Here is an 18,417-nt window from a genome sequence, read left to right as displayed (position 1 = left end):
AAAGTCGCTATTGTAAGTGCATTCCCGATCTACAGGTTGGCCTCCGCGGCCGCTCTCATGGACAAGCGTCTCCTCGATATCCTCTGCTGCCCGGTCAGCAAGCGCCCCCTGCGTCCGCTGACGGCCGCCGAGCGCGACAACCTCAACGGCGCCATCCGCGCCGGCTCGGTCGACACCGTCGCCGGGGAAAAAGTGGCCGAGCCACTGACCGAAGGCCTGATCACCACCGACGGCCAGCTCGTCTACCGGGTCGAGGACGGCATCCCCGTCATGCTCCCCGAAGCGGGTATCGGCACCCTCCAGTTGACGGGCTTTACTCCGGAATCCGGTCTCGCGCAGAATCCGTGACGTCCGTCACAATTTAAAGCATTCGTTCCCGCACAATGGCCCCTCAGGCGGGGGCCGTTGAATCCAGAGATGCGCGATGAGTAACGCGAGCGAGCCGTCCAATGTGATCGATCTCAGCCAGCGCCTGGATCCGCGCAGCGAGAGTGTGGGCGCGCTTCTGGTCACGGTGCGTGGCCTGGCGACCAAGCGGCTGCACGCGCTGGCCACCAACATGTTCGAGAACATCGACGACGCTCTGTTCGATCTGGCCGAAAAGGCCGAGAACAACGCCGCGCAGACCCAGTTCTTCGACGGCATGCGTGAAGTGCGCAAGAAGCGCGCCATCGTCGAGCGCACCTTCCTGGGTCAGGTCGCCCGGGATCTGGCCGATTTTTCCGCCGGGCGCACGCGCGCACCCGATGCCGACGCCCACGCCCGCCCCCTCGCCAATATCGAGCTCAGCCTTGTCGGCGAAAACGAACTCGAGGAATCTCTCGCGATCACCAGCATGATCGGCAAGAACGAGCAGCGCCTTGCGCGCGCCCTCTTTGCCGTCAATCAGCGCCTGTCGGTGATCTGCGGCGGCGCCCGGATGGACGACGCGTCCAACCCGGTAGGCCCCGCCTCGCTGGCCGCCGCGTTCCGCCAGGCCATGCGCGAGCTGATGGTCGAGGTCCGGGTCAAGCTGATCATCTACAAGCTGTTCGATCGCTACGTGCTCGCCGGCATCGACGAGCTCTACGACGACATCAATAACGAGCTCGCCGCCGCGGGCGTCCTGCCGCAGCTGCGCCACGAGATCGTCACCCGTCGCAGCGATGCGCCCGCCCCGACAGGCCCAGCCTCGTCTGTGGTCGCTCCACAGACGGCCGCGCCGGTGACCGACGCCGCGGCGGCGGAGTTCATGCAGTCGCTGCACGCCATGTTCTCGGCGCGTCGCGGCACCACGGTGGGTACAGAGGGCTTCGCCGGAGGCGCTCCGCTGCCTACCGGCCCGCTGCCCAGCGCGACGGAGCTGCTCGGTGCGCTGACCCTGCTGCAGAGCCAGATCGCCGGCATGCCCGGGACCGCCGTACCGATGGCGAGCCAGGCCGATGTCACGCGCGACGTCGCCCAGCTGAAGGAACAGCTGCTCGCGCAGATCGGCCAGTTGCGCGGTCAGCAGACCGCACACGTGTCCGGCGTGGACGAGGACACCATCGACCTTGTCGGCATGCTGTTCGAGTTCATCCTCGAAGATCACAACCTGCCGGCCGAGATGCAGGTCATGCTCGCGCGCCTGCAGATCCCTTACCTCAAGGTCGCGCTGCTCGACCGCCGGATGTTCGCGCAAAAATCGCACCCGGCGCGTCAGTTGCTCGACGCGCTCGCCGATGCGGCCAAGGGCTGGTCCGCCGAAGCCGATCGCGACGGCCGCCTGTTCGACAAGATCAAATCCATCGTCGAGCGGCTGCTGCATGACTTCGACGACGACGTCGCCGTCTTCAACCGTCTCGCGGCCGAGCTACAGGACTTCCTCGACATCAGCCGCAAGCGCGCGGAACTCGCCGAGCAGCGTGTCGCCGAATCCACCCGCGGTCGCGAGAAGCTCGAGCACGCGCGCCGCCGCGCCGCTCAGGAAATCGTCGGCCGCGTCGACGGTGCCGCGCTGCCGCCCCTGATCTACGGCGTGCTGACGCGGGCGTGGGCCAACTACATCGTGCTCACCCTCCTGCGTCAGGGCGAAGAAGCCCAGGAATTCCGCGACTCGCTGCGCTTCATCGACGATTTCATCGCCAGCGCGCGTCCGGTCTACGACCTCAACGGCCGACGCGACCTTCGGGCCATTCTGCCGTCGATCGAACGCTCGCTGCGTCGCGGTCTCGCCGCCGTCGCCTTTCAGGAGGCCGACACCGAGCAACTGCTCGCCCAGCTGCACGCGTTCTATCGCCAGCAGCTCGGCGAGTCCGTGCCGGAGACGGAATCGGGCACGCTCGTCACCAGCGTGATGCCCTTGCCCGAGGCCATCCAGGCGATCGAAGAACCAACGGTCGAACCGGAGCCCGAGGACGAATCGCTCCCCGACGAAGCCTTCGACGAGCGCAATCTCGCTCAGGCCCGTGAACTGAAAGTCGGCCAGTGGCTTGAGTTCACCGCCGAAGACGGCAGCACCGATCGCGCGAAGCTTTCGTGGGTCAGCCCGATCAGCGGCCGCTATCTCTTCGTCAACCGTCGTGGCCTGAAGGTCGCCGATCACAGCCTCGGCGGTCTTGCGCAGGCCTTCGCCAGCGGCCATGCCCGCGTACTGGATTCGTCGATGCTGTTCGATCGTGCGATGGACGCGATCGTCGAGCGGCTGCGTACGCCCGAGGCCGAAGCCAGGCCCTGACCCGACCCGCGCGGGTTACACCGCGCACGGGTGAGTCTTGATAAGGTAGCGCCCTCTTCCACGGGCGCATCCTTCCGATGACCTCCACCGCTTCGCCATCGCTGACCGACGCACTGCCGCCGGCGGCCGAGATCCTTGCCGATATCGATCGCGCCTTCGCCGAAGACATCGGCCCCGGTGACGCCACGGCCGACCTGCTCGACCCCGAGGCCACCGCCACCGCCGTCCTGACCTGTCGAGAGGACGCCGTGATCTGCGGAACCGCCTGGTTCGACGCCGCGTTCCGCAAGCTGGATCCGGATGTTCGCATCGAGTGGCTGGCCCACGACGGCGATCGCGTGACTGCCGGCTCACCCATCTGCCGTCTCGCCGGTCAGGCACGTGCCCTGGTCACCGCCGAGCGGACGGCGCTCAACTTCCTCCAGCTGCTCTCGTCGACGGCGACGGTGACCTCGCGCTATGTCGACGCGCTGGCGGGCACGCGCACGCGCATTCTCGACACGCGCAAGACCCTGCCGGGGCTGCGTCGCGCGCAGAAATACGCTGTCCGCTGTGGCGGCGGTACCAACCACCGTATCGGCCTGTTCGACGCGATGATGCTTAAGGAAAACCACATCATCGCGGCGGGCGGCATCCGGCCAGCGGTCAACGCGGCGCGCCTCATTCACCCCACGCTGCCGCTGATCGTCGAGGTGGAGACCATGGACGAGCTGGCGGAAGCCATCGCGGCGGGGGCCGATCGTGCGCTGCTCGATAACTTCACCCCGGCAATGCTGACCGAGGCCGTGGCGTATACCGCCGGACGGATTCCACTCGAGGTGTCGGGTAACGTGGAGCTGGACACCATTCATGCGATCGCGCGGACCGGCGTGGACTTCGTCTCCAGCGGCGCGTTGACCAAGCATGTGCGGGCGATCGATCTGTCGCTGAGACTGGATGTGAAGCATCCAGGCGGTTGAGTCGGCTTCTCGCGCAGGGTGCGCTCCTGCAAGGGAGCGCCCTGTCGTGCGCTCCTGCGGCAAGCTTCCCGCCCAGGGACTTGTAGACACGCGGAATCGGCCACACACTGACGCCATGGCATCTTTCAGCGATCTTTTCTGGCTTCTCGTCCTCGCAGGCGGTATCGCGAGCTGGTATCGACTGACGCGAGCAAGGGAAGTCGCCGTACGCGCCGCGACAGGGCTATGCAAACGCTACGGCCTGCAGCTGCTCGATCAGTCGGTCGGGCTGCGCGGCGTGCGGCTCCAGGGGGTCGATGGCGTCCGCCGCCTCGAGCGCTGCTACGGCTTTGAAGTAAGCATCGACGGCCAGTCGCGGCAGATGGCGCGTCTCTGGATGGCGGGGAGCGAGATCGCCAGCTATTCGCTGCCGGGAACCGATTCGCCCGAGCTGGAGACCGTGGTGGCTACCGATTCGATCGTGCATGGGGCGAACGTGATTTCGCTGGCGGATCGGCGGCGGTTGCACTGAGGGATACGGAATCGCCAGCAGGGCTGGCTCCTGCCGGAGCTTGCCTGTCGCCCGGCACAAAAAACCCGCCTCCCGGCGGGTTTTTTTTATTTGACGACCCGAAGGTGCGGCGCGCCGCGCTTGGGCCGGTCATCGTCGCCACCGGTGGGCGGTGGGGCGTCGGTGTCGTCGACCGCTTCGATCGCCGTGGCCGGCGCGGTGTCGTTCTCGTCGACCGGGAACATCATGCCCTGGCCGTTTTCCTGCGCGTAAAGCGCCAGTACGGCCTGCACGGGGATGACGATCTGCTGGCTGACGCCTGAAAAACGGGCCTGGAAGCCGATCCGGTCGTTGCCCAGATCCAGGTTGGCCACCGCGCGCATGGCGAGGTTCAGCACCACCTGGCCGTTCTTCACGACGTGGGCGGGCACTTTGACGCCCGGCTGCCCGGCGTCGACGAGGACGTACGGGGTAAGACCGTTGTCGCTGATCCAGTCGTAGATGGCACGCAGCAGGTAAGGCCGATTGGAGGTCATGCCTGCGGTTTCATTGGTATCCATGACGACAGTTTAAGGGATACGCGGCGAAAGACGCTAACCGGGCAGGAAATTGAAGTCCGGGCGCATGTCGCGCTCTTCCGGGGTGAGACTGCGGGCGAATCCCTGGCTGTGGAACAGACGCTCGCCGTAGTCCACGATGGCCTTGCCTTCCTTGCCCAGGTCCACACCCAGGTGCGGCAGACGCCAGACCACGGGGGCTACGAGGCAGTCGATCAGGCTCATTTCCGGATTGAGGAAGAACCGCGAGGCACGGAACAGCGGTTCCGACAGCAACAGATGCTCGCGCAATCGCTTGCGCGCGCCCTCCGCCGCCTTACCGCCCTCCCCGATCGTCTCGATCTCGGGCAGCCAGTCGTTCTCGATCCGCCACGTAGCCAGGCGCAGACGCGCCCGGGACAAGGGGTCGATCGGCATCAGCGGCGGGTGCGGATAGCGTTCGTCGAGGTATTCGACCACGACCAGCGTGTCGTAAAGGGTCAGGTCCCGGTCGACGAGGGTCGGCAGCGTGCCGTAGGGGTTGAGATCGAGCAGGTCGGGCGTGGGCTCGTCCGCCTTGAGGATGATCCGGTCATAGGCCACCCCCTTCGCGGCCAGGACCAGGCGCGTCCGGTGACAATGGATGTCGTCGGCGCTGGTGTACAGAGTCAGCGCCGCACGCGAACGAGCATTCTGGACCATGCATCGACCTCCCTAACTTAATGTTCTTCGTGAACGTCTTTCCAGTACTCGTGCTTCACCAGGTACAGGAGAAACGTGAGGCCAGCCAGGAAGAGGATCACCCACACACCGACCGACTGGCGCTCGAGTGCGGCGGGCTCGGCCGTGTACTCGAGGAAGGTAGCGAGATCGCGCGTGGCGCCCCTGAATTCGTCCGGCGTCATGCGACCCGGACGTTGCAGCTCGAGCTTCTCGACCGTGGCTTCCTGTCCGGGCTTCGCTTCACCGTGCACCGCCACCTGAAGGCCCTGCAATTCCCACAGGGGATTGGGCATGGAGGCATTCGGGAACACCGTGTTGTTCCAGCCCACCGGCCGGCTCGGGTCGAGGTAGAACGCGTTGAGGTAGTTGAAGATGAAGTCCACGCCCTTGGCGCGCGCCTCGAGCGAGAGATCCGGCGGCTCCTTGCCGAACCAGGCCTTGGCGCCGTCGGCAGGCATGTGCGAGAGCACCGGTTCGCCGAACTTCGCACCAGTGAAGTTGAGGTTGGACATCACCTCGTCTTCGGACAGGCCGAGGTCGGTCGCCAGGCGAGAATAGCGCACGTACTTCAGCGAGTGGCAGCCCACGCAGTAGTTGAAGAAGAGCCTGGCACCGCGCTGTAGCGCGGCCCTGTCGTTGACGTTGGTGCCGGCGGACGGCAGGTCCTCGCCACCTTCGGCGGCAAGGACGGGCAGCGTGGCGACAAACAGACCCAGAGCAAGAGCGACTGAGAAAACATAGCGCTTAATCATGCATCGTCACCCGTTCCGGAACCGGCTTGGTCTTCTCGAAACCGAAGCGCGTGTAGACCCATACGAAGAGGAAGAAGCCGAAGTAACCCAGCGCCATCAGGCGACCGAAGGCGTTCTCCCACGTGGTGACGTCGGCATGCGGGAACCAGGCGGGAATCAGCTCCGCCGTGACGCCCGCACCCACCGCGCCCAGCGACAGGAAGGACACCACGAGCACGCCCAGGGCGATGCGGAAACCGAGGCCGCGGTAGCGCACGGAGCGCACCGCTCCCTTATCGATCCACGGCAGCAGCGCCAGCAGCAGGATCGAGCCGAACATGCCGATGACGCCCCAGATCGCCGTGCCGAAGAACGACGGAATCATGCGGAGGATCGCGTAGAACGGCGTGAAGTACCACGACGGTTTGATGTGGCTCGGCGTCACCAGGTTGTTGGCTGGCGTGAAGTTGTCATGCTCCAGGAACCAGCCACCGAAGGTCGGCGCGAAGAAGATGATGAACGCCGCGATGGTGAGGAAGAAGCCGACGCCGAAGAGGTCTTTCACCGTGTAATACGGATGGAACGGCACGGCATCCTTCGGCTTGTCGGCGTCCCAGCGATTGCCCTTCGGGCCATGCTTGACGTCGACGCCGTCCGGGTTGTTCGAACCCACCTCGTGCAGCGCGGCGAGGTGCAGCACCACCAGCAGCAGGAGCACCAGCGGCAGCGCGATGACGTGCAGCGCGAAGAAGCGATTCAACGTGGCGTCGGCGGGCAGGAAATCGCCCATGATCCATTCCACCAGCGACGAGCCGATATAAGGAATGGTGCCGAACAGCGAGATGATGACCTTCGCGCCCCAGAACGACATGTTGCCCCACGGCAGCACGTAGCCCATGAAGGCCTCGGCCATCAGCACGAGGAAGATCAGCATGCCCAGGATCCACACCAGCTCGCGCGGTCGCTTGAACGAGCCGTACATGATCCCGCGGAACATATGCAGGAACACCACCACGAAGAACAGCGACGCACCGGTGGAGTGCATGTAGCGGATGAGCCATCCCCACTCCACGTCACGCATGATGTACTCGACCGAGTTGAACGCTTCGAGCGCACTCGTCTTGTAGTTCATGGTGAGGAAGATGCCGGTCACGATCTGGTTGACCAGGACCAGCATGGCGAGCGAACCGAAGTAGTACCAGAGGTTGAAGTTCTTCGGCGCGTAGTACTCGGTCATGTGCTTGCGGAACGTCGGCGCCAGGTTCGGCGCGCGTTCGTTGACCCAATCGAAAAGGCTGGCCATCAGCTTTTGCCCTCCGGGTCGACACCGATCTGGATGTGCGAGTCATCCACGAAGTGATAAGGGGGCACCGGGAGGTTCTTCGGGGCGGGAACGCCGGCGAAGACACGGCCCGACAAGTCATAGCGTGACTTATGGCAGGGGCAGTAGAAGCCGCCCTTCCAGTTCGCGTCGAACGGCTCGGGCTTGATGTCGGGCACGAAGTCCGGCACGCAGCCCAGGTGGGTGCACAGGCCGATGACGACCAGCCACTCGGGCTTGATGGAACGGTTCTCGTTGGTCGCGTACTTCGGCTGTTGCGCCGAATCGGACGACTGCGGGTCCAGCAGACGGGGCTCGAGGCCCTTCAGCTGGGCCAGCTGGTCCTTGCTGCGATTGACGACGAAGACCGGAAGGCTGCGCCAGGCGAAGGTGACCTTCTGGCCCGCCTCGATGGCACTGATGTCGACCGTAACAGGCGCTCCTGCTGCCTTTGCCCTTGCGCTTGGTTCCCACGACTTAATGAAGGGCACGATCGCCGCGACTACCCCGACTCCGCCAACGACCGCGGTCGTTGTGGTGAGGAAGCGACGGCGGCCGTGATCGACGAATTCGTTCGCCATCAGGCTCTCCGGAACTTATGCCATTGAGAATGCGGACCCCTATCGCCGGCTCGTATCGGAAATCGGCTTCCGCTAAATCGAGTCAGTGTAACGGCAGCACCAGCCACGTACAATAAACTGAACCTTCCCCTGTCCCCCATGACGGATGGGGCTGCCAAGTGCCCGCCAGGATGCGGAAAATTCGGCAAAACCGGACGACAGGACCCCTCGCTACTCCATGAACCACGCCGCTCGTACGCTTGCCTTCGTCGCCCGTTTCGTCGTGCTCGGCCTTGCCGTCGCCTTCGTCATCGGCCTGTTCTGGCCAGGCAGCGGCGCTTTTCTTCGTGAGCGTTTCACGCCGCCGGTCACCGAACACGAGCCTGCCGCGGTCGAGCCGGCCGCTCCCGGGGCGGGCACGGGTCCCGTGTCGTATGCCGATGCCGTGGCCAAGGCCGCGCCGTCGGTCGTCAACATCTATGCGAATAAGCTGGTGACCGAGCAGCCGCGCGAGCTCTACTCCGATCCCGTGTTGCAGCGCATCTTCAGCGTACCCACCGGCCCGGCGCGTACGCGGCGTCAGCAGAACCTCGGCTCGGGCGTCATCGTCAGGGAAGATGGCTACGTCCTGACCAACAACCACGTGATCGCCAACGCCGACGACATCCAGCTGCTGCTCTACGACGGCCGGGTGGCCAAGGCCCGGGTCGTGGGCTCGGACGATGAGACGGACCTTGCGGTACTCAAGGTGGACGCGGGCAACCTGCCGGCGATCCACATGACCGACGCCGAGAGCCGTCCCCGGGTCGGCGACGTGGTGCTGGCCATCGGCAACCCCTTCGGCATCGGCCAGACGGTGACCATGGGCATCGTCAGTGCCATCGGCCGCCAGCTCAATCTGTCCAGCCTGGAAAACTTCATCCAGACCGACGCCGCGATCAACTTCGGCAACTCGGGCGGCGCGCTCGTCAATGCGCACGGCGAGCTCGTCGGTATCAATACGTCGCTGATCGGTCAGGCGGTCGGCGCCGAAGGCATCGGTTTCGCCATCCCCGTGCAGAGCGCACGCGAGGTGCTGGACCAGATCATACAGACGGGCCACGTCGTGCGTGGCTGGATCGGTGCCGACTACGGCGCCGTCCCGGTCTCCGCCGACAGCGGCCTGCCTTCGGCGGCGCGCGGTGTCGTGGTCAACGACGTGTCCCCGGGCGGCCCCGCCGCCCTCGCGGGCATCCAGCAACGCGACGTGCTGCTGCGCATCGGCGATGAGGACATCCTCGACCCGTCGGATCTGCGCCGGCACGAGGCCTCGCTGAAACCGGGCGATCCGGTGCAGGTCTCCGGGCTGCGCAACGGTGCGGCGTTCAACACGACCGTAACGCCGGCGCAGAGGCCGCCCACGGCGCCGATGCAGGCGCTCCAGGGCGCGGCCCGGTAGGAGCGCGCCTTGCGCGCGATGTCTTTTCGCGGTGGGGGATGGGGGGAGGTGGGGGTTAGCGGCTTCTGGGCTTCGTTGGCTTTTCGCGCGCGGGGCGCGCTCCTACCACGCGCGGGGCGCGCTCCTACAACGCGCCGGGCGCTTCTATAACGCGCGGGGCGCGCTGCTACATTCGGTTGTCGGCGAGGGGGACGCCGGTGCTGGGGCGGCTCTTCAACATGTCACCGTAGCGCTTGCGCAGCACGCCGACGCGCTCGACATAGACCTGCGTTTCGTCATAAGGCGGCACGCCGTTGTACTTCTGCACCGCACCGGGTCCGGCGTTGTACGCCGCCGCGGCCAGGCGCTCGTTGCCGTTGAAGGTCTTCAGCAACAGCGCGAGATAACGCGCGCCGCCGCGAATATTCTGATTGGCGTCGAAGGCATCCAGGACGCCCATGTCACGGGCGGTACCCGGAATCAGCTGCATCAGGCCCTGCGCGCCAGCCACCGACAGCGCGCGCGGGTTGAACGCGCTCTCGGCGTGAATGACCGCGCGCAGCAACGCCTCGTCCACGCTGAACTCGCTGCTCGCCGAGCGGATCGCGTCGCCGTACGCGACCAGATTCAGACCGACGTTGTTCCAGTCGACCTTCGAATGCACGTCGCAGGCGGCGCAGGTGGCGATATAGGTAAAGAGCATCTTGATGCTCGATCCCTGACCGCCGCCGCCCGGCGGAATATTGGTGTACTCGACGCCGCCGTCCGCCCGGGTGATCCGGTAGACCGCGCCACGCAAGACCCGGGAGCCCTGAGGTGCGGCAGGCGCAGCCGCCGCCGTTAAATCGGTGCTCGCCGACTCCTTATAGTCCCACTGCCCTTTTGGCGCGGTCACGGGAGGCAGGGCCAGCGGTTCGCGCTCGGTACCATCCGCTCCGCCGACCACGCCACCAGTCACGCCTGCCAGCGAAGGCACGGCGGCGGCAGGCGCCAGCACCACGGAGCCGATCACGCCTTTAAGCGACGGGGGCCCGGCGACCGGTTCGAAGACGGCCTTCTGCGGCGCGGCGGGCAATGCGATGGGCCGCGCCGGACGCGAGGGGCCCGTGCTGCCGATGCGCTTGCAGTCCTTGTAGCCCGCGGTGCCGCCGGAGAAAACCGTCTCGCCCGTACTACCGATGCAACGGTAGAGCGCACCCGCCGACGCCGGCCCGGCCAGCAATCCCAGCAGCAGGACGCAGGCGCCCGCGACCCTTCGCAGGGCCGTCCGGGAGGTCAGGAAACGGCGGGCGTGATGGCCGGCGCTTTCCCCTGGCGTCGCGTCGTCAACCATGGGCGCGAGTTTGCCCGAGCACCCCTGCCCTGCCAAGGGCCGCAAACGTGACGTTCTTCACGCAAGTCATTGATCCACGGCGGCCAACTGGCAACGGACCCGGGGGCAGAGTAAACTGCGCGGTTCGGAAACTCCCCACGAAACACGGTAACCCGGCCCATGAGCGGCAAGCTTTTCATCAAGACCCACGGCTGCCAGATGAACGAGTACGACTCGGCCAAGATGGCCGACGTGCTGGCGGCGTCCCATGGCCTGGAACTCACGCAGAACGAGGACGAGGCCGACGTCATCCTCGTCAACACGTGTTCCATCCGCGAAAAGGCGCAGGAGAAGGTCTTCAGCCAGCTCGGTCGCTGGAAGGCGCACAAGGCCAACGGCAAGCCCGTACTGATCGGAGTCGGCGGTTGTGTCGCCTCGCAGGAAGGCGACGCCATCCTCAAGCGCGCGCCGCACGTCGACCTCGTCTTCGGCCCGCAGACCCTGCACCGCCTGCCGCAGATGATTGAAGCCCAGCGCGCCACCGGCAAGTCGCAGGTCGACATCAGCTTCCCGGAAATCGAGAAGTTCGACCGCATGCCGGAACCCCGCGCCGAAGGCCCGACGGCCTTCGTGTCGATCATGGAAGGCTGCTCGAAGTACTGCTCGTATTGCGTGGTGCCTTACACGCGCGGCGAAGAGATCAGCCGGCCGTTCGACGATGTGATCGTCGAGGTGGCCCAGCTCGCCGAACAGGGCGTACGCGAGGTCAACCTGCTCGGCCAGAACGTCAACGCGTATCGTGGCCCGATGCACGACGGCGACGTCGCCGACCTGTCGGTGCTGATCCACGCCATCGCGCAGATCGACGGTATCGGCCGCATTCGTTTCACGACATCGCATCCGCTGGAGTTCTCGGACTCGCTGATCGAGGCCTACGCCAACGTGCCGCAGCTGGCCAACTATCTGCACCTACCGGTGCAGGCGGGCTCGGACCGCATCCTCGCGGCCATGAAGCGCGGATACACGGCGCTGGAATTCAAGCAGCGCATCCGCAAGCTGCGCGCGGTGCGACCGGATATCTGCGTGTCGTCGGACTTCATCGTCGGCTTTCCCGGCGAGACGGACGACGACTTCGAGAAGACCATGAAGCTGATCGACGATATCGGCTTCGACCAGAGCTTCTCGTTCGTGTTTTCGTCGCGACCCGGTACGCCGGCGGCAAACCTCGCCGACGAGACTCCGGCCGAGGTGAAGCACGCGCGTCTGAGCCGGCTGCAGGCGGCGATCAACGAGAACGCGCGCAAGATCAACGAGGCCATGGTAGGCACCGTGCAGCGGGTACTGGTCGAGAAGCCCAGCCGCCGCGATCCCAACGAACTCAGCGGGCGGACGGAAAACATGCGCTATGTGAACTTCCCGGGACATCCGCGGATGATCGGCCAGTTCGTGGACGTCACGATCACCGAGGCGATGAGCAACTCGCTGCGCGGTCGGGTGCTGCTGGCGGACGAGGTTGCGGTCGCATGAATCCGGGTCTTTCGCAACGCGATTTCACCCTCGATCCCGAAGACAACACCCGCCTGGCGAACCTGTGTGGCCCGCTGGATGAACACGTGCGCCAGATCGAACTGCGCCTGGGCGTCGAGGTGGACCATCGCGGCGCCATCTTCCGTGTCATCGGTGACGAAGGCTCGGCCCGCGCGGGCGAGAAAGTCATTCGCGCGCTTTACGCCGCGACCGAAACCGAAGTGCTCAACGGTGCCGCGATCAATCTGCACCTGGCCGAGTCGGGCATCGACGCGATCAACGACGAGTCGGCGGAGTCCTCGCAGGAAGTCGTCATCAAGGTCAAGCGCGGTGTCATCAAAGGCCGTGGCGCCAATCAGGCGCGTTATCTGCACGCCATCACCACGCACGACATCAACTTCGGCGTAGGTCCGGCCGGTACCGGCAAGACCTATCTGGCCGTGGCCAGCGCCATCGAGGCACTGGAAGCCAACCGCGTACAGCGCGTGCTCCTGGTGCGCCCCGCGGTCGAGGCCGGCGAAAAACTCGGCTTTCTGCCCGGCGATCTCAGCCAGAAGATCGATCCCTACCTGCGCCCTCTGTATGACGCGCTGTACGAGATGGTCGGCTTCGAGAAGGTCGGCAAGCTCATCGAGCGCAACGTGATCGAGATCGCGCCGCTGGCGTATATGCGTGGCCGCACGCTCAACGATTCCTACGTCATTCTCGACGAAGCGCAGAACACCACCGTCGAACAGATGAAGATGTTCCTGACCCGTATCGGCTTCGGCTCGGTCGCGGTGATCACGGGCGACGTCTCCCAGGTCGACCTGCCCCGCCACATCCGCTCGGGTCTTCGTCACGCGGTCGAAGTGCTGCGCGGCGTGGACGGCATCAGCTTCACGTTCTTCACCTCGCGCGACGTGGTCCGCCATCCGCTGGTGGCCAAGATCGTCCGTGCTTACGAGGCGTTCGAAGACAAGCAGGACGCCGCGAAGTGAGTCAGCTGGACGTGGCCGTCGGCTATGCCACCGCGCGCAAGGGTGTGCCGGCGCCGGCCAGCTTCCGTCGCTGGGTCGAGGCGGCGTTGAAGGGCGCGCGCCGTCGCAAGGGCACCGAGCTGTCGATCCGCATCGTCGATGCGGAGGAAGGCCAGTCGCTGAATCTGCAGTACCGCGGCAAGGACTACGCCACCAACGTGCTGTCGTTCCCGGTCGAACTGCCGCCCGGCGTCGACCTGCCGCTGATCGGCGATCTGGTCATCTGCGCGCCCGTGGTCACGCGTGAGGCGGCCGAGCAGGGAAAGAAGGCGGCGGATCACTGGGCGCACCTGACGGTGCACGGGACGCTGCATCTGCTGGGGTACGACCACATCGACGACGCCGAGGCCGAGACGATGGAAGCGCTGGAGACCCGCGTGCTGGCGGGTCTGGGAATTGCGGACCCCTACGAGACCGTGTAGGGACACGCCCTGAATCGTCACAGGAATTCCGTTAGACTGACCGTTCCGCTCATTTCGGGCAGAAACGCAAAGAGTGATGAACGAGGAACCTGGTAGTACCCATGGCCCGACTCACCGATCCTGGTGGGACCGTCTGGGCCATATGTTTTCCGGCGAGCCACGCAACCGCGACGAACTGATCGAGGAACTGCGTACCGCCCAGGCCAACGGCCTGCTTTCCAACGACACCCTGACCATGGTCGAGGGTGCCATCAAGGTGACCGAGCTCAGCGTCGACGATGTCATGGTGCCCCGCGCCCAGATCGTCAGCCTCGCCGCCGATGCCTCCCTCCCCGAGATCCTTTCCGCCGTCGTCGAGTCCGGGCACTCCCGCTTCCCCGTCCACGGTGAAGACAAGGACGAAGTGCTGGGCATCCTGCTGGCGAAAGACCTGCTGAAATACTACGGGCAGAGCGAAGGCGGCGATGTGCGCGCGCTGCTCCGTCCGGCCGTGCTCATTCCCGAATCGATGCGCCTGAACGTGCTCCTGGCGGAATTTCGCCTGACGCGCAATCACATGGCGCTCGTGGTGGACGAATACGGCGGCGTCGCCGGCCTGATCACGATCGAGGACGTTCTCGAGCAGATCGTCGGCGAGATCGACGACGAGCACGACGACGAGGAAGATCCGGTCCTGGTCCAGGCACTGGAAGAAGGCGGCTTCGCGGTGAGCGCCCTCACCCCCATCGCCGACTTCAACGAGATAGCGGGTGCACGGTTCTCCGATGAGGAGTTCGATACCATCGGCGGCATGATCACCTCGGAGTTCGGCCACCTCCCGGCGGCCGGCGAAGAAATCGCCATGGGCGATTTCCTCTTCCGGGTTACCGAAGCCGACGACCGTCGCGTCCAGCAGTTCCACGTCGCGCACGCCAACGGCGGCGCATGACGTCACCGCCGGCCGTATGGCCGGCGGCCCCTGACAGCCATGCCTGCGGGCAAGGATCCAAGCCCGACCATGCGCCACGCCCTGCTCTTCCTGCTCGCCCTCTGTGTCGTTCCCATGGCCCGCGCCGGCATCGTCGATGCACCGGCCGCGGACCTCGATATCTCCCTGATGACCTACGGGCCGGGCGACATCTACTGGGAACGGTTCGGACACGACGCACTGGAGATCCGTGACCGCGTCAGTGGCGAAGCGATCGCGTTCAACTACGGCGTCTTCGACTTCGATCAGAAGGGATTCATCCTCAACTTCGCGCGCGGCATCATGGCCTATCGCATGGATGCCGAGACCACGCAGTCCGATGTTGAGTTCTACGCGGGCGAAGGGCGCTATGTGCACCGCCAGCACCTGAGCCTGGATATCGCACAGAAAGACGCACTGCGCCGTTTCATGCTGTGGAACATCCGCCCGGAGAACGCGGGCTATCACTACGACTACTACACGGACAACTGCACGACACGCGTGCGCGACGCACTCGACACGGCACTCGGCGGCGCGCTTGGCCGCCAGCTCGGCTCCTGGGGCGGCGCCATGACCTACCGCGAGCACACCGCCCGACTGATGAGCAACCAGACCTGGCTGATGCTCGGCATGGATCTTGGCCTCGGGCCTTACGCCGACCAGCCGATGACAGCATGGAAGGAAGCCTTCCTGCCCATGGTGCTCGAAGCCGAGCTGCGTCGCGTACGTATCGGTGATGGCGCGAGCGAACGCCCCCTTGTCGACGGCGAGGAAATCCTCGCGAAGAGCCGGCTGCTGCCTCCGCCATTCGAGGCGCCGGACCTCCGCTGGCCCCTGCTGATTGCCGGACTGCTCCTCGCGGTTCCACTGGCGCTGCCCGCGTTTACGCGGCATCGCGAGGCCAGGTTCACTTTCGTGATCGCGGGCACTGTGTTCAGCGTCTTCGCGGGCCTGGCCGGCCTGCTCATGATGGGACTGTGGGCCTTCACACTGCACCGCTCGGCCTGGGGCAACTTCAACCTGCTTGCTTACCAGCCGCTGGCGTTTCTGCTGATTCCCGGCATCTGGCGCCTGCGTCGCGCCGGTCGCCCGATGGGGCGTTTCAGCACACGCATCGCAGCAATCTCGTTTGCCGCCTGCATCATCGGCCTGCTGCTGCATCTGTGGCCTGATTTCCCGCAGCGCAACATGCCGTGGCTGCTTTTCGCACTGCCCTGCTGGGCCGCATTGTTCGCCACATTCGGCCGTCGCCACGACTGACCCTCCCTCTTTCGGGTAATTGACGCCACCGCGTCAAAGCACGCAAATAGACGGCTAATTCCAGACGAAGCCCAGGGCATGAACGCAGCCTGACGAGGCTTCGCCGCACGCGGTTGTGCGACGCAGGTCACGGACATCCCCCTCCCTGACTCTGACGGCCGTCGGTCACCGATTTCGTGCATGGCGAAAACGCGAAGTCCATCGCAAGAACGCGTTCCGCACGAAACGGACGGCTGCGTATGGTCGGTCATGACTGTCAGGATGTCACAGTTGCCCGTCACGCTCGGGCCAGGTTTACGCAACTGCGGGTGGACGATGTCATGACCTATGTATCCACGTATAAACCCCGGCACGGAAGGAATTTTCGTTAGCGATGACGTGACCCACTTCACGCATCGAATTGACTGACAAATAGCCGCAGCGCAACCCGAGGGTGCGTTTGCTTTCCCGCCACCTGCGCGCTTCCCCGACGCGTTTGACCAGCGGTATTCATGAATCTCAAACCGAGCGACCTGCCCCTACTCGTCTCTCTCGACATGCTGCTGGAGGAACGTAACGTCACCCGCGCGGCGTCGAAGCTTCACGTGAGCCAGCCTGCGCTTTCCGCGCAACTGGCGAGGCTTCGCCGCCTGTTCAACGATCCACTGCTCGTTCCGTCCGAAACGGGTCGCGGCATGGTGCCCACGCCCAAAGCCGAAGAAATGGCGGCGCCGCTGCGCGACGCGCTTTCACAACTCGGCACGCTGGCCGACCCCGGCGGCGCCTTCGATCCCGTGCGGGATGCGGCCACGTTTCGTATCGCCGGCTCGACCAGCGCCGTGGGGACCTTCGCGCTTCCCCTCATTCAGTCCTTTCAGGAAAAAGGCAACCGTGCCCTCAAGGTGGCGTTCCGCGCGGGATACGAAGACCAGGACGTGCTCGGCCTGTTCGAAAGCGGCGAGATCGACATCCTGCTCGTTCCGAACGAGGACGTACCCAGCTCGCTGAAAATGCGCCAGCTGATGGCCGACGAGTTCGTCATGGTGCAGCGTGCGGGGCACCCGCGTGGCACGCACCGTCTCTCCGTCGAGGAATACTGCTCGCTCAGCCACATGGTGGTTTCCTCCTCGGGCCGCCTCGAAGGTCTGCTGGACCAGCATCTGAAACAGCGGGGCCTGGCGCGCGACGTCCTGGTCTCCGCATCCAACGGCGAAAGCATCGGCCCCATGCTCAACGCGACCGATCTCGTCTGTACGGTGCCCCAGAGCATGTTCGACTCGCTCGGCGCGGGTATCGAAGCATACGCATTGCCTTTCGACATCCCCGACACCGCGCTGGCGATGGCCTGGCACAGCCGGCTCGACAAGCAACCGGCCCACCGATGGCTACGCGAGGAACTCACGCGCATCAGCCGTGGACTGCATCCCACGCGGCATACGGGCGGCCAGATCTATCCCTTCCCTCCACTGGAGCATCTCCGTGACGGATACCACTGATCACCTGCTGGAACCGCTGGACGCCGAAGCGCCATGCGGCCCCAATCTCGAATACGACGCGGCCTTCCTCACGCTGGAAAGCCTGGCGGCACCCCGGCCGGAGCGCGCGATCGGCGACACCGTGAAGCAGGCCGAGGAACCCGACTGGCGCGACGTCGCGCGACAGGCCGAACAGGTCGCCGGGCGTACGCACGATCTGCGGGTCGCCGTTCACCTGGGCAACGCACGGCTGAAGACCGCCGGTGTCGTGGCCTGGGCGGCGAGCATCGGCCTCATCGCCGGGTTGCTTCAGCGCTACTGGGACGATGTGCACCCGCGCCTCGACGGCGACGATCCGACCGAGCGGATCAATGCGCTCGCGTCGCTCTCGGCGGTGGATGGCACCGCTGGCTATCTGCGCGGTACCCCACTCCTGCGCGCCGAACGCATCGGCGCATTCTCCCTGCGCGACCTGCGCCTGCTTAACGGAACGCTGAAGCCAGGCGACGCACCGACGGCGGACGACGGGGTGGTCTCGCAGGAGATCGTCGACGCCGTCGTGCAGCACGTCGACATCGCGGAACTGCTGGCGACGGACGCCGCGATTGCGGAGGCCGTCTCACAGGTACAGGCGATCGGACACGTGTTCGAGACGCGCACGCCAGGTGCCGGCCCCGACCTCGACACGCTCGAACGCGACCTGCGTGAGTTGCATCTGTTTCTGCGTGCACAGGTCGCGTCGCGTGCACCGGAAGCCCTTGCCAGCCAGGACGCGGAGGCCGCGGGAGAAGGCGACGCCACCCGTCCGGAAACGGAGCATGTCGCCGCACACGGCCCCGTGCGCAACACCGACGACGTGCTGCGGATGCTCGACGAGATCTGCGCGTGGTACGCGCGGCACGAGCCCTCGAGTCCGGTACCGCCGCTGCTCCGTCGCGCCAGTCGCCTGGTGGGACTGAGTTTCGCGGAATTGTTGCGGACGCTCGCGCCGGGTGGCCTGTCCGAATTCCAGTCCCTGGCGGGGGACGACGAAAACCCGTGACGT

The 18,417-nt window shown here is 65.5% G+C and carries 18 protein-coding genes; 12 read left to right on the top strand and 6 right to left on the bottom strand.

Annotated elements, in window-relative coordinates:
* The first annotated feature begins 57 nt into the window (after positions 1-57).
* From B5X73_RS05225 to B5X73_RS05210, 4 genes are all read left to right on the top strand, one after another.
* A complete protein-coding gene (locus B5X73_RS05225; protein ID WP_036114983.1) occupies positions 58-348 on the top strand; it encodes a Trm112 family protein in 291 nt (96 codons plus the stop codon).
* Between the two features lie 76 nt (positions 349-424).
* On the top strand, positions 425-2,695 hold the full coding sequence (locus B5X73_RS05220; protein ID WP_079520843.1) for a DUF1631 domain-containing protein: 2,271 nt from the start codon (positions 425-427) through the stop codon (positions 2,693-2,695).
* Positions 2,696-2,772: 77 nt separating this feature from the next.
* Positions 2,773-3,654: a carboxylating nicotinate-nucleotide diphosphorylase gene (nadC, locus tag B5X73_RS05215; RefSeq protein WP_079520842.1), complete on the top strand. Its 882-nt coding sequence runs from the start codon at positions 2,773-2,775 to the stop codon at positions 3,652-3,654.
* 115 nt (positions 3,655-3,769) lie between these two features.
* The gene (locus tag B5X73_RS05210; RefSeq protein WP_079520841.1) at positions 3,770-4,165 is read left to right on the top strand and encodes a DUF3301 domain-containing protein; all 396 of its coding nucleotides are present in this window, start codon (positions 3,770-3,772) and stop codon (positions 4,163-4,165) included.
* Between the two features lie 86 nt (positions 4,166-4,251).
* On the opposite strand, the gene B5X73_RS05205 is transcribed toward B5X73_RS05210, so the two are convergent.
* Genes B5X73_RS05205 through petA form a run of 5 tightly spaced genes read right to left on the bottom strand, consistent with a single transcriptional unit; the run spans position 4,252 to position 8,036 of the window.
* The gene (locus B5X73_RS05205) at positions 4,252-4,680 is read right to left on the bottom strand and encodes a ClpXP protease specificity-enhancing factor (protein WP_079520840.1); all 429 of its coding nucleotides are present in this window, start codon (positions 4,678-4,680) and stop codon (positions 4,252-4,254) included.
* 57 nt (positions 4,681-4,737) lie between these two features.
* On the bottom strand, positions 4,738-5,382 hold the full coding sequence (locus B5X73_RS05200; RefSeq protein ID WP_079520839.1) for a glutathione S-transferase N-terminal domain-containing protein: 645 nt from the start codon (positions 5,380-5,382) through the stop codon (positions 4,738-4,740).
* A 17-nt stretch (positions 5,383-5,399) separates the two neighbouring features.
* A complete protein-coding gene (locus B5X73_RS05195) occupies positions 5,400-6,155 on the bottom strand; it encodes a cytochrome c1 (RefSeq protein WP_176167731.1) in 756 nt (251 codons plus the stop codon).
* A complete protein-coding gene (locus tag B5X73_RS05190; protein WP_036115002.1) occupies positions 6,148-7,437 on the bottom strand; it encodes a cytochrome b in 1,290 nt (429 codons plus the stop codon). Before B5X73_RS05190 ends, B5X73_RS05195 begins: the two co-directional genes overlap by 8 nt.
* The gene (petA, locus tag B5X73_RS05185; protein ID WP_036115004.1) at positions 7,437-8,036 is read right to left on the bottom strand and encodes a ubiquinol-cytochrome c reductase iron-sulfur subunit; all 600 of its coding nucleotides are present in this window, start codon (positions 8,034-8,036) and stop codon (positions 7,437-7,439) included. Before petA ends, B5X73_RS05190 begins: the two co-directional genes overlap by 1 nt.
* A 217-nt stretch (positions 8,037-8,253) precedes the next feature.
* Between petA and B5X73_RS05180 the strand changes: the two genes are divergently transcribed.
* Positions 8,254-9,453, top strand: coding sequence for a S1C family serine protease (locus B5X73_RS05180; RefSeq protein WP_043692910.1), 1,200 nt, complete (start codon positions 8,254-8,256; stop codon positions 9,451-9,453).
* A 166-nt stretch (positions 9,454-9,619) separates the two neighbouring features.
* On the opposite strand, the gene B5X73_RS05175 is transcribed toward B5X73_RS05180, so the two are convergent.
* Positions 9,620-10,765, bottom strand: coding sequence for a lytic transglycosylase domain-containing protein (locus B5X73_RS05175; protein ID WP_079520838.1), 1,146 nt, complete (start codon positions 10,763-10,765; stop codon positions 9,620-9,622).
* A gap of 159 nt (positions 10,766-10,924) precedes the next feature.
* Here B5X73_RS05175 and miaB point away from each other — a divergent pair, with 159 nt between their 5' ends.
* The 7 genes from miaB (at position 10,925) to tssA (ending at position 18,414) form a co-directional block, all read left to right on the top strand.
* Entirely contained in the window at positions 10,925-12,271 is a 1,347-nt protein-coding gene (gene miaB / locus B5X73_RS05170) for a tRNA (N6-isopentenyl adenosine(37)-C2)-methylthiotransferase MiaB (RefSeq protein WP_036115011.1), read from the top strand.
* Positions 12,268-13,251, top strand: a complete 984-nt coding sequence (locus B5X73_RS05165; protein ID WP_036115013.1) for a PhoH family protein — start codon at positions 12,268-12,270, stop codon at positions 13,249-13,251. Before miaB ends, B5X73_RS05165 begins: the two co-directional genes overlap by 4 nt.
* A complete protein-coding gene (ybeY, locus tag B5X73_RS05160) occupies positions 13,248-13,712 on the top strand; it encodes an rRNA maturation RNase YbeY (protein ID WP_079520837.1) in 465 nt (154 codons plus the stop codon). Before B5X73_RS05165 ends, ybeY begins: the two co-directional genes overlap by 4 nt.
* Positions 13,713-13,788: 76 nt before the next feature.
* Positions 13,789-14,640 carry an HlyC/CorC family transporter gene (locus tag B5X73_RS05155; protein WP_036115017.1) on the top strand — a complete coding sequence of 284 codons (852 nt, stop codon included), beginning with the start codon at positions 13,789-13,791 and terminating at the stop codon, positions 14,638-14,640.
* A 69-nt stretch (positions 14,641-14,709) separates the two neighbouring features.
* Positions 14,710-15,918, top strand: a complete 1,209-nt coding sequence (locus tag B5X73_RS05150; RefSeq protein WP_079520836.1) for a lipoprotein N-acyltransferase Lnb domain-containing protein — start codon at positions 14,710-14,712, stop codon at positions 15,916-15,918.
* A gap of 491 nt (positions 15,919-16,409) precedes the next feature.
* Positions 16,410-17,393, top strand: a complete 984-nt coding sequence (locus B5X73_RS05145; protein WP_079520835.1) for a LysR family transcriptional regulator — start codon at positions 16,410-16,412, stop codon at positions 17,391-17,393.
* A complete protein-coding gene (gene tssA, locus B5X73_RS05140; protein WP_176167730.1) occupies positions 17,377-18,414 on the top strand; it encodes a type VI secretion system protein TssA in 1,038 nt (345 codons plus the stop codon). Before B5X73_RS05145 ends, tssA begins: the two co-directional genes overlap by 17 nt.
* The last annotated feature ends 3 nt before the right edge of the window (positions 18,415-18,417 follow it).

Origin of the sequence: Luteibacter sp. 22Crub2.1, from assembly GCF_900167995.1 — a bacterium.
Taxonomy (GTDB): domain Bacteria; phylum Pseudomonadota; class Gammaproteobacteria; order Xanthomonadales; family Rhodanobacteraceae; genus Luteibacter; species Luteibacter mycovicinus.
The sequence above is the reverse complement of the archived record's forward strand: the minus strand, read 5'-3'. Positions and strand labels throughout refer to the sequence as shown.

Excerpts from the sequence above, each read along its gene's own strand:
- B5X73_RS05225 (WP_036114983.1), top strand. The coding sequence starts at position 58 with ATGGACAAGCGTCTCCTCGATATCCTCTGCTGCCCGGTCAGCAAGCGC.
- B5X73_RS05220 (WP_079520843.1), top strand. The coding sequence starts at position 425 with ATGAGTAACGCGAGCGAGCCGTCCAATGTGATCGATCTCAGCCAGCGC.
- nadC (WP_079520842.1), top strand. The coding sequence starts at position 2,773 with ATGACCTCCACCGCTTCGCCATCGCTGACCGACGCACTGCCGCCGGCG.
- B5X73_RS05210 (WP_079520841.1), top strand. The coding sequence starts at position 3,770 with ATGGCATCTTTCAGCGATCTTTTCTGGCTTCTCGTCCTCGCAGGCGGT.
- B5X73_RS05205 (WP_079520840.1), bottom strand. The coding sequence starts at position 4,680 with ATGACCTCCAATCGGCCTTACCTGCTGCGTGCCATCTACGACTGGATC.
- B5X73_RS05200 (WP_079520839.1), bottom strand. The coding sequence starts at position 5,382 with ATGGTCCAGAATGCTCGTTCGCGTGCGGCGCTGACTCTGTACACCAGC.
- B5X73_RS05195 (WP_176167731.1), bottom strand. The coding sequence starts at position 6,155 with ATGATTAAGCGCTATGTTTTCTCAGTCGCTCTTGCTCTGGGTCTGTTT.
- B5X73_RS05190 (WP_036115002.1), bottom strand. The coding sequence starts at position 7,437 with ATGGCCAGCCTTTTCGATTGGGTCAACGAACGCGCGCCGAACCTGGCG.
- petA (WP_036115004.1), bottom strand. The coding sequence starts at position 8,036 with ATGGCGAACGAATTCGTCGATCACGGCCGCCGTCGCTTCCTCACCACA.
- B5X73_RS05180 (WP_043692910.1), top strand. The coding sequence starts at position 8,254 with ATGAACCACGCCGCTCGTACGCTTGCCTTCGTCGCCCGTTTCGTCGTG.
- B5X73_RS05175 (WP_079520838.1), bottom strand. The coding sequence starts at position 10,765 with ATGGTTGACGACGCGACGCCAGGGGAAAGCGCCGGCCATCACGCCCGC.
- miaB (WP_036115011.1), top strand. The coding sequence starts at position 10,925 with ATGAGCGGCAAGCTTTTCATCAAGACCCACGGCTGCCAGATGAACGAG.
- B5X73_RS05165 (WP_036115013.1), top strand. The coding sequence starts at position 12,268 with ATGAATCCGGGTCTTTCGCAACGCGATTTCACCCTCGATCCCGAAGAC.
- B5X73_RS05155 (WP_036115017.1), top strand. The coding sequence starts at position 13,789 with ATGAACGAGGAACCTGGTAGTACCCATGGCCCGACTCACCGATCCTGG.
- B5X73_RS05150 (WP_079520836.1), top strand. The coding sequence starts at position 14,710 with ATGCGCCACGCCCTGCTCTTCCTGCTCGCCCTCTGTGTCGTTCCCATG.
- B5X73_RS05145 (WP_079520835.1), top strand. The coding sequence starts at position 16,410 with ATGAATCTCAAACCGAGCGACCTGCCCCTACTCGTCTCTCTCGACATG.